Annotated in this window: 16 protein-coding genes; 13 read left to right on the top strand and 3 right to left on the bottom strand. The window is 53.3% G+C overall.

Going from position 1 to position 13,852, the window contains the following annotated elements; all coding sequences use genetic code 11:
- Nucleotides 1-44: 44 nt before the first annotated feature.
- From queA to OOJ59_RS01160, 7 genes are all read left to right on the top strand, one after another.
- On the top strand, nt 45-1,115 hold the full coding sequence (queA, locus tag OOJ59_RS01130) for a tRNA preQ1(34) S-adenosylmethionine ribosyltransferase-isomerase QueA (protein ID WP_038638182.1): 1,071 nt from the start codon (nt 45-47) through the stop codon (nt 1,113-1,115).
- 53 nt (nt 1,116-1,168) lie between these two features.
- Nucleotides 1,169-2,296, top strand: a complete 1,128-nt coding sequence (tgt, locus tag OOJ59_RS01135; RefSeq protein ID WP_003021535.1) for a tRNA guanosine(34) transglycosylase Tgt — start codon at nt 1,169-1,171, stop codon at nt 2,294-2,296.
- A gap of 22 nt (nt 2,297-2,318) precedes the next feature.
- Nucleotides 2,319-2,651 carry a preprotein translocase subunit YajC gene (gene yajC, locus OOJ59_RS01140; RefSeq protein ID WP_003021544.1) on the top strand — a complete coding sequence of 111 codons (333 nt, stop codon included), beginning with the start codon at nt 2,319-2,321 and terminating at the stop codon, nt 2,649-2,651.
- Nucleotides 2,652-2,678: 27 nt separating this feature from the next.
- Entirely contained in the window at nt 2,679-4,526 is a 1,848-nt protein-coding gene (gene secD / locus OOJ59_RS01145) for a protein translocase subunit SecD (protein ID WP_071888113.1), read from the top strand.
- A gap of 10 nt (nt 4,527-4,536) precedes the next feature.
- On the top strand, nt 4,537-5,508 hold the full coding sequence (secF, locus tag OOJ59_RS01150) for a protein translocase subunit SecF (RefSeq protein ID WP_038638190.1): 972 nt from the start codon (nt 4,537-4,539) through the stop codon (nt 5,506-5,508).
- Nucleotides 5,509-5,686: 178 nt separating this feature from the next.
- Entirely contained in the window at nt 5,687-6,052 is a 366-nt protein-coding gene (locus OOJ59_RS01155; RefSeq protein WP_121528676.1) for a VOC family protein, read from the top strand.
- Between the two features lie 23 nt (nt 6,053-6,075).
- A complete protein-coding gene (locus tag OOJ59_RS01160; RefSeq protein WP_137351088.1) occupies nt 6,076-6,768 on the top strand; it encodes a helix-turn-helix transcriptional regulator in 693 nt (230 codons plus the stop codon).
- A gap of 44 nt (nt 6,769-6,812) precedes the next feature.
- On the opposite strand, the gene OOJ59_RS01165 is transcribed toward OOJ59_RS01160, so the two are convergent.
- Nucleotides 6,813-7,676: a nucleoside-specific channel-forming protein Tsx gene (locus OOJ59_RS01165; protein WP_003021561.1), complete on the bottom strand. Its 864-nt coding sequence runs from the start codon at nt 7,674-7,676 to the stop codon at nt 6,813-6,815.
- A 298-nt stretch (nt 7,677-7,974) separates the two neighbouring features.
- Nucleotides 7,975-8,514 (bottom strand): DUF3251 domain-containing protein, encoded by a 540-nt coding sequence (locus OOJ59_RS01170; protein ID WP_069323953.1) that lies wholly within the window; start codon nt 8,512-8,514, stop codon nt 7,975-7,977.
- 154 nt (nt 8,515-8,668) lie between these two features.
- Here OOJ59_RS01170 and nrdR point away from each other — a divergent pair, with 154 nt between their 5' ends.
- The 6 genes from nrdR to pgpA all read left to right on the top strand — a co-directional run bounded on the left by nrdR (nt 8,669) and on the right by pgpA (nt 12,774).
- Nucleotides 8,669-9,118, top strand: a complete 450-nt coding sequence (gene nrdR, locus OOJ59_RS01175; RefSeq protein WP_016152032.1) for a transcriptional regulator NrdR — start codon at nt 8,669-8,671, stop codon at nt 9,116-9,118.
- A 3-nt stretch (nt 9,119-9,121) separates the two neighbouring features.
- Nucleotides 9,122-10,225 carry a bifunctional diaminohydroxyphosphoribosylaminopyrimidine deaminase/5-amino-6-(5-phosphoribosylamino)uracil reductase RibD gene (gene ribD / locus OOJ59_RS01180; RefSeq protein ID WP_038638204.1) on the top strand — a complete coding sequence of 368 codons (1,104 nt, stop codon included), beginning with the start codon at nt 9,122-9,124 and terminating at the stop codon, nt 10,223-10,225.
- 90 nt (nt 10,226-10,315) lie between these two features.
- Entirely contained in the window at nt 10,316-10,786 is a 471-nt protein-coding gene (gene ribH / locus OOJ59_RS01185) for a 6,7-dimethyl-8-ribityllumazine synthase (protein WP_003021575.1), read from the top strand.
- A 19-nt stretch (nt 10,787-10,805) separates the two neighbouring features.
- Entirely contained in the window at nt 10,806-11,225 is a 420-nt protein-coding gene (gene nusB / locus OOJ59_RS01190; protein ID WP_000801129.1) for a transcription antitermination factor NusB, read from the top strand.
- A 75-nt stretch (nt 11,226-11,300) separates the two neighbouring features.
- Nucleotides 11,301-12,278 (top strand): thiamine-phosphate kinase, encoded by a 978-nt coding sequence (gene thiL, locus OOJ59_RS01195; RefSeq protein ID WP_038638205.1) that lies wholly within the window; start codon nt 11,301-11,303, stop codon nt 12,276-12,278.
- Complete coding sequence (gene pgpA, locus OOJ59_RS01200) at nt 12,256-12,774, top strand: phosphatidylglycerophosphatase A (protein WP_160955584.1); 519 nt, start codon at nt 12,256-12,258, stop codon at nt 12,772-12,774. The genes thiL and pgpA overlap by 23 nt, the downstream gene beginning before the upstream one ends.
- Nucleotides 12,775-12,831: 57 nt before the next feature.
- Here the strand turns inward: pgpA and yajO are convergent, their stop codons facing one another.
- Nucleotides 12,832-13,806: a 1-deoxyxylulose-5-phosphate synthase YajO gene (gene yajO / locus OOJ59_RS01205; protein ID WP_042310115.1), complete on the bottom strand. Its 975-nt coding sequence runs from the start codon at nt 13,804-13,806 to the stop codon at nt 12,832-12,834.
- Between the last annotated feature and the right edge of the window lie 46 nt (nt 13,807-13,852).

Raw genomic sequence — 13,852 nt, forward strand, 5'->3', positions numbered from 1 at the left:
CGGCACTAGACTACCCGCCTCTTATTTTAGTCTGAGTCAGTGTCATGCGCGTTACCGATTTCACCTTTGAACTACCCGAATCCCTGATTGCCCACTATCCGCAAGCTGAGCGCAGTAGCTGCCGCTTGCTGTCTTTGGACGGGCCGACGGGCGCGCTGACGCACGGTACTTTCACCGATTTGCTCGATAAGCTCAACCCTGGCGATTTGTTGGTCTTTAACAACACCCGCGTCATTCCAGCGCGTCTGTTTGGCCGTAAAGCCAGCGGCGGTAAGATTGAAGTGCTGGTCGAACGCATGCTGGATGACAAGCGTATTTTGGCACACATTCGCGCCTCGAAAGCGCCGAAGCCGGGTGCCGAGCTGCTATTGGGCGACGATGAAAGTATTAAAGCGACGATGGTTGCCCGTCACGACGCGCTGTTTGAAGTGGCGTTTGACGATGAACGCAGCGTGCTTGATATCCTCAATGCCATCGGCCATATGCCGTTGCCGCCGTATATTGACCGCCCGGACGAAGACGCCGACCGCGAGCTGTACCAGACCGTGTATAGCGAAAAACCGGGTGCCGTCGCTGCGCCGACCGCGGGGCTGCACTTTGACGAGCCGCTGCTGGCGAAACTGCGCGATAAAGGCATTGAAATGGCGTTCGTTACGTTGCACGTCGGCGCGGGTACCTTCCAGCCGGTGCGCGTAGACACTATCGAAGACCACATTATGCACTCCGAATATGCGGAGGTGCCGCAGGATGTGGTTGACGCGGTGCTGGCGGCGAAGGCGCGTGGCAACCGCGTGATAGCCGTGGGAACAACGTCCGTTCGCTCACTGGAAAGCGCGGCGCAGGCTGCAAAAAACGATCTCATTGCGCCGTTCTTCGGTGATACGCAGATATTTATTTATCCAGGCTATAAATACCAGGTGATTGATGCCCTGGTCACCAACTTCCACCTGCCGGAATCGACGCTGATTATGCTGGTTTCTGCGTTTGCTGGTTATAAAAACACCATGCACGCCTACCACGAAGCGGTAAAAGCGGAATATCGCTTTTTTAGTTACGGAGATGCGATGTTTATCACGTACAATCCGCAGGCTATTTCTGAGCGTGTCGGGGAATAAATTTCCGGCATGAGTATTTAACGTCGGACTGTTTTTCTGACGCAGGAGTTAAGATGAAATTTGAACTGGACACCACAGACGGTCGCGCGCGTCGCGGGCGCCTGGTTTTTGATCGTGGCGTAGTGGAAACACCTGCATTTATGCCGGTCGGTACTTACGGCACCGTAAAAGGCATGACGCCGGAAGAAGTTGAAGCCACCGGCGCGCAGATCATTCTCGGCAACACTTTCCACCTGTGGCTACGCCCGGGTCAGGAAATCATGAAACTGCACGGCGATCTGCACGATTTCATGCAGTGGAAAGGGCCAATCCTTACCGATTCCGGCGGCTTCCAGGTTTTCAGTCTGGGCGATATCCGCAAGATCACCGAGCAGGGCGTGCATTTCCGCAACCCGATCAACGGCGATCCGATTTTCCTCGATCCTGAGAAGTCAATGGAGATTCAATACGATCTCGGTTCCGATATCGTGATGATCTTCGACGAATGTACACCGTACCCGGCCGACTGGGACTATGCTAAACGCTCAATGGAGATGTCTCTGCGTTGGGCGAAGCGCAGTCGCGACCGTTTTGACAGTCTCGGCAACAAAAATGCGCTTTTTGGCATCATTCAGGGCAGCGTTTACGAAGATTTACGTGATATCTCTGTCAAAGGTCTGGTAGATATCGGCTTTGATGGCTACGCTGTCGGCGGTTTGGCTGTCGGTGAGCCGAAGGAAGATATGCACCGCATTCTGGAGCATGTTTGCCCACAGATTCCGGCAGATAAACCGCGTTACCTGATGGGCGTCGGCAAACCAGAAGATCTGGTTGAAGGCGTACGTCGCGGTATCGATATGTTTGACTGCGTGATGCCAACGCGAAATGCCCGTAATGGTCATTTGTTTGTGACTGACGGCGTGGTAAAAATTCGTAACGCGAAACATAAAAGCGACACCAGTCCGCTCGATGCTGAGTGTGATTGCTACACCTGTCGCAATTATTCGCGCGCTTACTTGCATCATCTCGACCGTTGCAACGAAATATTGGGCGCGCGTCTCAACACGATTCATAACCTTCGCTACTACCAGCGTTTGATGGCGGGTTTACGCAAGGCTATTGAAGAGGGTAAATTAGAGAGCTTCGTGACCGATTTTTACCAACGTCAGGGTCGACCAGTTCCACCTGTGAACGTTGATTAATTTTAATAATGAGGGAATTTGAATGAGCTTTTTTATTTCTGATGCGGTAGCGGCAACAGGTGCTCCGGCGCAGGGCAGCCCGATGTCTCTGATTCTGATGCTGGTGGTGTTTGGTCTGATTTTCTACTTTATGATCCTGCGTCCGCAACAAAAGCGTACCAAAGAACACAAAAATCTGATGAACTCCATTGCGAAAGGCGATGAAGTGCTGACTAACGGTGGTCTGGTGGGTCGCGTGACCAAAGTAGCAGAATCTGGCTACATCGCTATTGCGCTGAACGATACCACTGAAGTGGTTATTAAACGTGATTTCGTAGCTGCCGTTCTGCCGAAAGGCACCATGAAGGCGCTGTAATTTATTGTTTTCCCAAAGGGAACTGCCGTGTTAAACCGTTATCCTTTGTGGAAGTACATTATGCTGGTCGTCGTGATTGTCGTCGGCCTGCTTTACGCACTTCCCAACCTGTATGGTGAGGATCCGGCTGTTCAAATCACTGGCGTGCGCGGTGCCGCCGCCAGTGAGCAAACGCTGATCCAGGTCCAGAAAACATTACAAGAAGATAAAATCACACCTAAGTCTGTGGCTCTGGAAGAGGGTGCTATTCTTGCGCGCTTCGACTCCACTGATACCCAACTGCGCGCACGTGAAGTGCTGATGGGCGTGCTGGGCGATCAATACGTCGTGGCGCTTAACCTTGCTCCGGCAACCCCGCGCTGGCTGGCAGCCATTCACGCAGAACCGATGAAACTCGGTCTTGACCTGCGTGGTGGCGTTCACTTCCTGATGGAAGTGGATATGGACACCGCGCTGAGTAAGTTGCAGGAACAAAATATCGATAGCCTGCGCAGCGATCTGCGTGAAAAAGGCATTCCTTATACTACCGTTCGTAAAGAAGATAACTACGGCCTGAGCATCACCTTCCGTGACAGCAGCGCCCGTGATGAAGCTATCTCTTATCTGAGCAAGCGTCACCAGGATCTGGTTATTTCCAGCCAGGGCAGCAATGCTCTGCGTGCGGTGATGACCGATGCGCGACTGAGTGAAGCCCGTGAATACGCGGTACAGCAGAACATCAATATTCTGCGTAATCGTGTGAACCAGTTGGGTGTTGCTGAGCCGGTTGTACAACGTCAGGGTGCTGACCGTATTGTCGTCGAACTGCCGGGTATCCAGGATACCGCGCGCGCGAAAGAAATTCTGGGCGCAACCGCGACGCTGGAATTCCGTCTGGTAAACACCAACGTTGACCAGTCTGCTGCGGCATCCGGGCGCGTGCCGGGTGATTCGGAAGTGAAACAGTCTCGTGAAGGTCAGCCGGTTGTGCTGTACAAACGCGTGATCCTGACTGGTGACCATATCACCGATTCCACTTCCAGCCAGGACGAATACAATCAGCCGCAGGTTAACATCTCGCTGGATAGCGCGGGTGGTAACATCATGTCCAACTTCACCAAGGACAACATCGGTAAGCCGATGGCGACCCTGTTTGTGGAGTACAAAGACAGCGGTAAGAAAGATGCCAACGGTCGCGCCGTGCTGGTGAAACAGGAAGAGGTGATTAACATCGCCAACATCCAGTCTCGCCTGGGTAACAGCTTCCGTATCACCGGTATCAACAACCCGAACGAAGCGCGTCAGCTTTCTCTGCTGTTACGTGCCGGTGCGTTGATCGCGCCGATTCAGATTGTTGAAGAACGTACCATCGGCCCAACCCTGGGTATGCAGAACATCAAACAGGGTCTGGAAGCCTGTCTGGCCGGTCTGGTGGTGTCTATCCTGTTCATGATCTTCTTCTATAAGAAGTTCGGCCTGATTGCGACCAGCGCGCTGATCGCTAACCTGGTGCTGATTGTCGGCATTATGTCGCTGTTGCCGGGAGCTACGCTGAGTATGCCGGGGATTGCGGGGATCGTCTTAACCCTTGCCGTCGCGGTCGATGCTAACGTACTGATCAACGAACGTATCAAAGAAGAGTTGAGTAACGGTCGTTCGGTGCAGCAGGCCATCAATGAAGGTTATGCGGGCGCATTTAGCTCCATCTTCGATGCGAACATTACGACGCTGATTAAGGTCATTATCCTGTACGCAGTCGGCACCGGGGCAATTAAAGGGTTCGCGATTACTACCGGTATTGGGGTAGCGACGTCGATGTTTACCGCAATTGTCGGTACACGTGCCATCGTAAACCTGTTGTATGGCGGCAAGCGCGTCAAAAAGCTGTCAATCTGAGGAGTGCGAAGTGGCACAGGAATATACTGTTGAACAATTGAACCACGGCCGTAAAGTCTGGGACTTTATGCGCTGGGACTACTGGGCTTTCGGCATTTCAGGTTTTCTGCTGATCGCGGCCATCGTGATTATGGGCGTGCGCGGCTTTAACTGGGGTCTCGATTTCACCGGTGGTACGGTCATTGAAATCACGCTGGAAAAACCAGCTGAAATGGACGTGATGCGCGATGCGCTGGAGAAAGCGGGCTTTGTTGATCCGCTTCTGCAAAACTTCGGCAGCAGCCACGACATTATGGTGCGTATGCCGCCAACTGAAGGCGCAGACGGCGGTCAGGTGCTGGGTAGCAAAGTGTTGAGTGTGATTAATGAATCCACCAACCAAAACGCCGCGGTGAAACGAATTGAATTCGTGGGGCCGAGCGTGGGTGCAGACCTGGCGCAAACGGGTGCGATGGCGCTGATGGCGGCGCTGATCTCAATCCTGGTGTACGTCGGTTTCCGCTTTGAGTGGCGATTGGCTGCAGGGGTAGTTATCGCGCTGGCGCACGACGTAATCATCACACTTGGGATCCTGTCGTTGTTCCATATCGAGATTGACCTGACTATCGTCGCATCGCTGATGTCGGTAATCGGTTACTCGCTGAACGACAGTATCGTCGTCTCTGACCGTATTCGTGAAAACTTCCGCAAAATTCGTCGCGGTACGCCTTACGAAATCTTTAACGTGTCATTGACGCAGACGCTGCACCGTACGTTGATTACGTCCGGTACGACGTTGATGGTTATTCTGATGCTTTTCCTGTTCGGTGGTCCGGTACTGGAAGGCTTCTCGCTGACCATGCTTATCGGTGTTTCCATCGGTACCGCGTCTTCTATCTACGTGGCATCGGCGCTGGCGCTGAAGCTGGGTATGAAGCGTGAGCATATGCTGCAGCAGAAGGTCGAGAAAGAAGGGGCGGATCAACCGTCGATTCTGCCTTAAGCGACGCAGAGCGTGTGAAGCGTAAGAACTGGAATCCCGATCGCAAGGTCGGGATTTTTTTTGTCTGTGATTTAACGGTAGGCCATTATCTTTTTCTGTCGCCACACTACTGACAGTATGCTGTCAGTAGCCCTGTCTTATAGTCCTTCTGAGATTACCCACACAGGCAGGAGGAAGTATGAACAACGTAATTAACTGGTTTGAAATTCCCGTGGCACAAATGGAGCGCGCCATCGCTTTTTATGAGCCAGTGATGCAGGTTTCTTTGCGTCGGGAGAATATGGACTGCGCCGAGCTGGCCGTATTCCCGCATCAGGATCCCGCTCCTGGCGGGGCGTTGGCTAAATTTGACGGTATTTCGCCTTCAGCACAGGGCGCTATTATTTATCTGCATACGGACAATTTGGCTGCCACGCTTGAACGCGTCGCCATCGCTGGCGGTCAATGCGTGTTTGGCCCGCTCGAACTGGGGCAGGACATTGGTACGATTGCGCTATTTACTGACAGTGAAGGCAATCGTGTTGGTTTACATCAACCCGCGTAATATTTTCAGGCCAGAGGATTAAAATGAGTAGACGCGCCGACCGTTTGTTTCAGATTGTACAAATCCTGCGTGGCAGGCGAGTGACAACGGCGGCGCTGCTGGCAGAACGTCTTGACGTTTCTGAACGGACGATTTATCGCGATATCCGCGATCTCTCTTTATCCGGCGTGCCCATTGAAGGCGAAGTGGGCAGCGGATACCGCTTAATGGCCGGGTTTGATCTGCCACCGTTGATGTTAACGCATCACGAATCAGAAGCATTGATGGTCGCGATTCGGTTGCTGAAAACATGGGGCGGGGATTCACTTTCACAGGCACTGGAGTCCGCGCAGGAAAAAGTGCTGGCGATATTGCCGCCAGAAAGTCGCCGCAGGGCCGAGCAAACGCGGATTTTTGCGCCAGATTTTGGTAATCAGCCGCATTCACGCAGTGCCTTCGATCTCATACATCGCGCGGTTTCGGCGCAGCAGACGCTGGCGCTGCATTATCGAGATGAGTCCGGGAACCTCTCCTGGCGGGACGTTCAGCCGCTGGGATTATTTTTCTGGGGCGAGCACTGGCTTCTGGTTGCCTGGTGCGAGAAGCGTGACGATTATCGCTGCTTTCGCGTTGATCGCTGTCTGAAGATCACGCTGCTCGACAGGCATTTTCGTGAATCGGCAGATCGCTCGCTAAGTAACTTTTTACGTAAAGTACGTTGTGAAGACCAGCCGTAAAAAAGCCAGCGGTTAAGCTGGCTTGTCTGCATAAATTGTCTGGATTAGAAATTGTAACCTACGACCAGATAACCACCCCAACCGGTTGATTTCGCGCTGAAGTCGCCTTCGCCCCAGTTCAGGGTATCCCCACCTTTCCACTGGCCGCCGTTATGGAAATAACGCGCGACTACGGAGTAGTGCCAGTGATCGTAGTTCAGCGCCAGCACGTGGCTGGAAGCGATAGAGTTGCTGGTACGGTTAGGATCATCACCCAAATCTGAACCCCAGTCGAAGTTGGTGAAGCCAATATAGGTCAACTGACCGCCCCAAACCTGGGTGATCGGCACAAAGTATTTCACTTTGAAACGGTAACCATCCCACTCGTTTTCGTTGGATGCGCCATAGTTCTGCCACTGGTATTTAGCATACACGTTCAGGGACAGACCCATCGGCAGACCGGTGTCGATATCGGTACCCAGACCCATATACCAGGTGCTCTGGCGGCTGGCTTTGTTATCACCCATATCGTAGATGTAGTTGTTGGCGAAGTACCATTCTTTGAATGGTCCAAAGCTCAGGTCAGCACCGGTCAGCTTGTCGATGGAGAAACGCGGTTCGATTTCCATAAACAGCGGAGAACCGTCAGACCAGATGCCTTTGTCGTTACCGTTACCCCAGTCGAAGGTTTTCGGGATATCGATGTAGCCATAGAAATCAAACCAGTCTTTTTTGGCAAACGCTTCGTATTCCAGATACACGTCGTTGTTCAGTTTCGGAGAGAAACGGGTGTGGTAGCTGCCCACCACGTTGACGCTTTGGTGCCACCAGTCGGACAGATATTGCGGTTTGTCATTTTCTGCTGCGTTGGCAGTAAAAGACGAGGAGAGCGCCAGCACTGCACCGGCTGCAAGTAATGTTTTTTTCATATGTATGCCACTGTTTGAAATCCCTTTCGGGAGTGAAAAATGCGCAAATTGCGTTTCTAAATATTTCGTAATTCTTCGGAGCCTATTATAAAAATCATTGTTCACAAAAATATGTCTTGTTTCACAGTTCTATCATTTACGTAATCGATTGCGTTCACGTTTGCGTACTTTAGGCGGCGAATTGTACTGGCTCTGATGAATGTTGCCAAGTTTTGCCAGAAATATCGGTTATGTCAGGGGAGTAACAAAAGGGGGCGAATTGATGTTGCGGAACGCACAAAACGTTCCGCAAAAAAGTTTATTGGCTAACAGGCTGTACGTCGTGAATGCGAACAAATCCCAACTGGTCGGGGGAGAGACCATTTATCTGCAACGGAATGTCTACGTCGCTGGGGGCAAGAATACTTGCCGGGGCGTTGACCAGTTGGTTTTGAACATTCACTTCCTGGTAATTCTCTGTAGTGCCCTGAATTTGCCCGTACTCTACGGTGGCGCTGAAGGCGGGCAAGGGCGTATTGGACTCGCCCTGAATGCGTAGCGTTAACCGTGTGCCATCGGCGTTTGGCGCAATATTCACCAGCGACATACGTAGCGTGCCGATCTGGCTTTCCAGCCGGGCAGGCGTTTTGGAGCCCGGCAACAGATAGGCGCCACTGGTCGATTTGGCATTCAACATATTTTGTTGCGTAATTTTTACGGTTTCCTGATTAAGCTGCGTCATCTCTTTATTTAGCGTGCTTACGCTTTGATGCATCTGGCGTACTTCGCTTTGCTGCGCGCAGGCGCTAAGACTAAAGAGGCTTCCCACCAGGAGAATTCTTAGGTAACGTCTTGTCATTGTGATTACTTCCTTCATTGTCGCGATAGCATAATGGTAGTGTGCACAGAGTACGAAGGCATCGATCCTTTGTCTCAAAAGCGCTGCGCCTTTGTTGTCACGCCAGTTCAGGGTAAAATAGATTTCTGTGAACCACTGAGGTACAGGACGCCGTATGCATTGCCCATTCTGTTTCGCCGTAGACACTAAGGTAATTGACTCTCGTCTTGTAGGCGAGGGCTCCTCAGTACGCCGCCGTCGGCAGTGTCTGGTCTGTAACGAACGTTTCACCACTTTTGAAGTGGCTGAACTTGTCATGCCGCGCGTTGTGAAGAGCAACGATGTGCGTGAACCCTTTAATGAAGATAAGCTGCGCAGCGGCATGCTCAGAGCGCTGGAGAAACGCCCGGTCAGCTCAGATGACGTCGAAATGGCGTTAAACCATATCAAATCACAACTGCGTGCGACTGGCGAGCGTGAGGTGCCGAGTAAGATGATCGGCAACCTGGTGATGGAGCAGTTGAAAAAGCTCGATAAAGTCGCTTACATCCGCTTTGCTTCGGTTTACCGCAGTTTCGAAGATATCAAAGAATTTGGCGAAGAGATTGCTCGCCTACAGGACTAAGCCATGCAGGATGAATTGTACATGGCGCGCGCGCTGAAGCTTGCTGCGCGCGGACGTTTCACTACTCACCCAAATCCCAACGTCGGCTGCGTGATTGTTAAGGACGGGGAGATTGTCGGTGAAGGATATCATCACCGCGCGGGCGAGCCGCATGCCGAAGTCCATGCCCTGCGCATGGCCGGAGAAAAAGCGCAAGGGGCAACCGCCTATGTGACGCTTGAGCCCTGTAGTCATCATGGCCGTACGCCGCCGTGCTGCGATGCATTGATTGCGGCGGGCGTAGCACGCGTCGTTGCTGCGATGCAGGATCCCAATCCACAGGTAGCAGGTCGTGGCCTCTACCGTTTGCAGCAGGCGGGCATTGACGTCAGCCACGGGCTGATGATGAGCGAGGTTGAGCTGCTTAATAAGGGCTTTCTCAAGCGCATGCGTACAGGATTCCCGTATCTGCAGCTTAAGCTTGGCGCATCGCTCGATGGCCGTACGGCGATGGCCAGCGGGGAAAGCCAGTGGATCACCTCGCCGCAGGCGCGCCGCGATGTGCAACGGCTGCGCGCGCAAAGCCATGCCATTTTAACCAGCAGCGCGACGGTACTGGCCGACGATCCTCAGCTTACCGTGCGCTGGTCGGAGCTTGGGGAGTCAACTCAGGCGAGTTACCCGCAGGAAAATCTGCGCCAGCCGATCCGCATTGTCCTTGATAGCCAGAATCAGGTCACGCCGGAGCACCGAATTGTGCACCAGCCGGGAGAAACCTGGATTGTCCGAACGAAAGACGATACCCGCAGTTGGCCGGAGTCGGTTCGCAGTATCAAGGTGCCGGAACATAACGGGCATGTGGATTTGGTCGTGCTGATGATGCAACTGGGTAAACAGCAAATTAACAGTATTTGGGTGGAAGCTGGCCCAACGCTTGCGGGCGCGTTATTACAGGCCGGTTTGGTGGATGAGCTAATCGTGTATGTTGCGCCTAAACTGTTAGGCAGCGATGCGCGAGGATTATGTGTGCTGCCTGGGCTTGAGAAACTGGCCGACGCCCCCCATTTCAAATTCAACGAGATACGCCAGGTGGGCCCGGATGTTTGCCTGCATTTAACCACTGCGTGAGGCTTTCTGAATTAGAGGAAGCAGCGCCCAGAATATTATGATAAAATCCGCCCCCCTTACGGGGCCATAAATCGAACCCGAAGGAAGAATATGAACATTATTGAAGCTAACGTTGCTACTCCGGACGCTCGCGTCGCCATCACCATTGCGCGTTTCAACAACTTTATCAATGACAGCCTGCTGGAAGGTGCGATCGACGCCCTGAAACGTATTGGCCAGGTTAAAGATGAAAACATTACCGTCGTTTGGGTTCCAGGCGCGTATGAGCTGCCGCTGGCGGCTGACGCGCTGGCGAAAACCGGTAAATACGATGCGGTGATTGCGTTAGGTACGGTGATCCGTGGCGGTACCGCGCACTTCGAATATGTGGCTGGCGGTGCAAGCAATGGCCTGGCGCATGTCGCGCAGGACAGTGGCATTCCGGTAGCCTTCGGTGTACTGACCACCGAAAGTATTGAACAAGCCATCGAACGTGCTGGCACGAAAGCCGGCAACAAAGGCGCAGAAGCTGCACTGACTGCGCTTGAAATGATTAATGTATTGAAAGCCATCAAGGCCTGATTTTTGTAAGGGGAAATCCGTGAAACCTGCTGCTCGTCGCCGCGCCCGTGAGTGTGCCGTCCAGGCGCTCTACTCCTGGCAGTTGTCCCAGAACGACATCGCTGATGTTGAATACCAGTTCCTGGCGGAACAGGACGTTAAAGATGTCGACGTTCTGTATTTCCGTGAGCTGCTGTCCGGGGTGGCGACTAACAGCGCGTACCTGGATGGATTAATGAAGCCTTACCTGTCTCGTCTGCTGGAAGAGCTGGGTCAGGTAGAAAAAGCCGTACTGCGTATTGCGCTGTTTGAACTGTCTAAACGTAGTGATGTGCCGTACAAAGTGGCTATCAACGAAGCGATTGAACTGGCGAAAACCTTCGGCGCCGAAGACAGCCATAAATTCGTTAACGGCGTACTGGATAAAGCAGCACCTGTGATTCGCCCCAACAAAAAGTAATCCCGAGGCCGGCGGAGAGTGGAACGTGGTTCCGCTATCCCCGGCTTTTTCTTTTTTTCTGCTGAGGCATAACGTATGGCATGCGGCGAATTTTCCCTGATTGCCCGTTATTTTGATCGCGTAAGAACGTCTCGTCTTGATGTCGAAACCGGTATTGGCGACGATTGCGCACTCCTGAACATCCCTGAAAAACAGACATTGGCGATCAGTACCGATACGCTGGTGGCAGGCAACCACTTCCTCCCCGACATTGATCCTACCGATCTGGCCTGGAAAGCCCTGGCGGTGAATTTAAGCGATCTGGCGGCGATGGGGGCCGATCCTGCGTGGTTGACGCTGGCACTGACGTTACCCGACGTTGATGAAGCCTGGCTTGAAGCTTTCAGCGATGGCCTGTTTGAACTCCTTAATTACTACGATATGCAGCTGATTGGCGGTGATACCACGCGTGGGCCGCTGTCGATGACGTTGGGTATTCATGGCTACGTTCCCGTTGGGCGAGCCTTAAAACGTTCCGGGGCAAAACCGGGCGACTGGATTTATGTGACCGGCACGCCGGGCGACAGTGCGGCGGGACTGGCGATTTTGCAGGACCGACTGCAGGTGACAGAACCAAAAGATGCGGAGTATCTGCTGCAACGCCACCTGCGCCCAACTCCGCGTATTTTACAGGGACAAGCCCTGCGCGATCTGGCCAGTGCGGCTATCGATCTCTCCGACGGCCTGATTTCCGATCTGGGGCATATCGTCAATGCCAGCGGCTGCGGCGCGCGGGTTAACGTTGACGCGCTGCCATATTCCACGGCATTCGCCCAACACGTTGAGCCTGAACAGGCGCTGCGCTGGGCGCTCTCGGGGGGGGAAGATTATGAGTTATGCTTTACCGTACCGGAAATCAACCGTGGCGCGCTGGACGTCGCGCTGGCACATCTCGGGACCTCGTTTACCTGCATCGGTCAGATGAGTGCGGATGTAGAAGGCGTTCACTTTACGCGCGATGGAAAACCCGTCACGTTCGACTGGAAAGGATATGACCATTTTGCCGCGCCTTAAAAAAGATGTCGCCAAAAGCCGCCTGAATATGCGTAATCCGTGGCATCTGTTAGCCACCGGTTTTGGTAGCGGGCTGAGTCCAATTATTCCTGGCACCATGGGATCGCTGGCGGCGATCCCTTTTTGGTATTTAATGACATTTCTGCCATGGCAGCTGTATTCGCTAGTGGTCATGCTGTCTATCTGTATCGGCGTTTATCTGTGTCATCAAACGGCGAAAGACATGGGCGTGCACGATCACGGCAGCATTGTCTGGGACGAATTTGTCGGTATGTGGATAACCCTGATGGCGCTACCGACCCTCGACTGGCAATGGGTTGCCGCCGGATTTGTGATTTTCCGTATTCTGGATATGTGGAAGCCGTGGCCGATTCGTTGGTTCGATCGCAATGTGCATGGCGGGACGGGGATCATGATCGACGATATTGTCGCCGGGATACTCTCTGCAGGTATTTTGTATTTTATCGGCCATAACTGGCCGATCGGTATCATTTAACGGGGTTGCCGGATAGCGGCGTAAACGCCTTATCCGGCTTACAATCTACAATCGCGCTTATTTAAATCCCACTACCGGGTGCTGTTTATACGGCGTCTCCAGCTCGGCAATTTGCTCCGGCTTCAGCGTTAAATCCACCGCATTGAGCAATTCATCCAGTTGTTCTTCACGCGATGTACCGATAATGGGCGCAGCCACGCCTGGTTTGCTCAGCAGCCATGCCAGCGCGACCTGCGCCCGCGTAACGCCCAGCTCCTCACTGATGCCAGCCAGCCGGGCGGCAATTTGCGCGTCGTTTTCATCGCTCTCGTTATATAAATTTTTACCGACTTCATCGGAAACCAGACGTGCGGTCGTTTCTCCCCACGGGCGGGTCAGGCGACCACGCGCCAGCGGACTCCACGGGATCACCGCGACACCTTCCTGATAGCAGAGCGGCAACATTTCGCGTTCTTCTTCGCGGTAGATCAAGTTGTAGTGATCCTGCATGCTGACGAACTGCGCCCAGCCGTGTTGCTTCTGCAAGGCCAGCGCCTGAGCAAACTGCGAAGCATGCATGGATGAGGCGCCGATATAGCGAGCTTTACCGGCTTTGACTACATCGTTAAGGGCTTCCAGCGTTTCCTCGATTGGCGTGTTGTAATCCCAGCGGTGAATTTGCAGGATGTCTACATAGTCCATGCCCAGGCGTCTGAGGCTGTCGTCGATTGAGCGCAGGATTTGTGCGCGGGATAATCCTTCTGCTAAATCATCCACCTGGTGAAAAACTTTGGTCGCGACCACGACATCTTCGCGGCGGGCGAAATCACGCAGCGCGCGGCCGACAATCTCTTCGCTGCTGCCAGCGGAGTAGCTGTTGGCGGTATCGAAAAAGTTAATGCCGCCCTCAAGGGCGTGTTTGATTATCGGGCGGCTGCTCTCTTCAGGCAGCGTCCAGGCGTGATTACCGCGATTGGGCTCGCCAAACGTCATGCAGCCCAGGCAAAGGCGGGAGACCCGGAGGTCGGTTTTTCCTAAGGTGTTGTATTGCATTCATTCGCTCCTGCTTAGCGTGTTATTCATTAAGCATAGCAGGAGC

The organism is Citrobacter sp. W9, assembly GCF_026719375.1.
In the GTDB taxonomy this organism is placed as follows: domain Bacteria; phylum Pseudomonadota; class Gammaproteobacteria; order Enterobacterales; family Enterobacteriaceae; genus Citrobacter; species Citrobacter werkmanii.

What these genes read in the sequence shown, in the direction of transcription:
- queA (WP_038638182.1), top strand. Translation starts at nt 45, where the DNA reads ATGCGCGTTACCGATTTCACCTTTGAACTACCCGAATCCCTGATTGCC.
- tgt (WP_003021535.1), top strand. Translation starts at nt 1,169, where the DNA reads ATGAAATTTGAACTGGACACCACAGACGGTCGCGCGCGTCGCGGGCGC.
- yajC (WP_003021544.1), top strand. Translation starts at nt 2,319, where the DNA reads ATGAGCTTTTTTATTTCTGATGCGGTAGCGGCAACAGGTGCTCCGGCG.
- OOJ59_RS01155 (WP_121528676.1), top strand. Translation starts at nt 5,687, where the DNA reads ATGAACAACGTAATTAACTGGTTTGAAATTCCCGTGGCACAAATGGAG.
- OOJ59_RS01160 (WP_137351088.1), top strand. Translation starts at nt 6,076, where the DNA reads ATGAGTAGACGCGCCGACCGTTTGTTTCAGATTGTACAAATCCTGCGT.
- OOJ59_RS01165 (WP_003021561.1), bottom strand. Translation starts at nt 7,676, where the DNA reads ATGAAAAAAACATTACTTGCAGCCGGTGCAGTGCTGGCGCTCTCCTCG.
- OOJ59_RS01170 (WP_069323953.1), bottom strand. Translation starts at nt 8,514, where the DNA reads ATGACAAGACGTTACCTAAGAATTCTCCTGGTGGGAAGCCTCTTTAGT.
- nrdR (WP_016152032.1), top strand. Translation starts at nt 8,669, where the DNA reads ATGCATTGCCCATTCTGTTTCGCCGTAGACACTAAGGTAATTGACTCT.
- ribD (WP_038638204.1), top strand. Translation starts at nt 9,122, where the DNA reads ATGCAGGATGAATTGTACATGGCGCGCGCGCTGAAGCTTGCTGCGCGC.
- ribH (WP_003021575.1), top strand. Translation starts at nt 10,316, where the DNA reads ATGAACATTATTGAAGCTAACGTTGCTACTCCGGACGCTCGCGTCGCC.
- thiL (WP_038638205.1), top strand. Translation starts at nt 11,301, where the DNA reads ATGGCATGCGGCGAATTTTCCCTGATTGCCCGTTATTTTGATCGCGTA.
- pgpA (WP_160955584.1), top strand. Translation starts at nt 12,256, where the DNA reads ATGACCATTTTGCCGCGCCTTAAAAAAGATGTCGCCAAAAGCCGCCTG.
- yajO (WP_042310115.1), bottom strand. Translation starts at nt 13,806, where the DNA reads ATGCAATACAACACCTTAGGAAAAACCGACCTCCGGGTCTCCCGCCTT.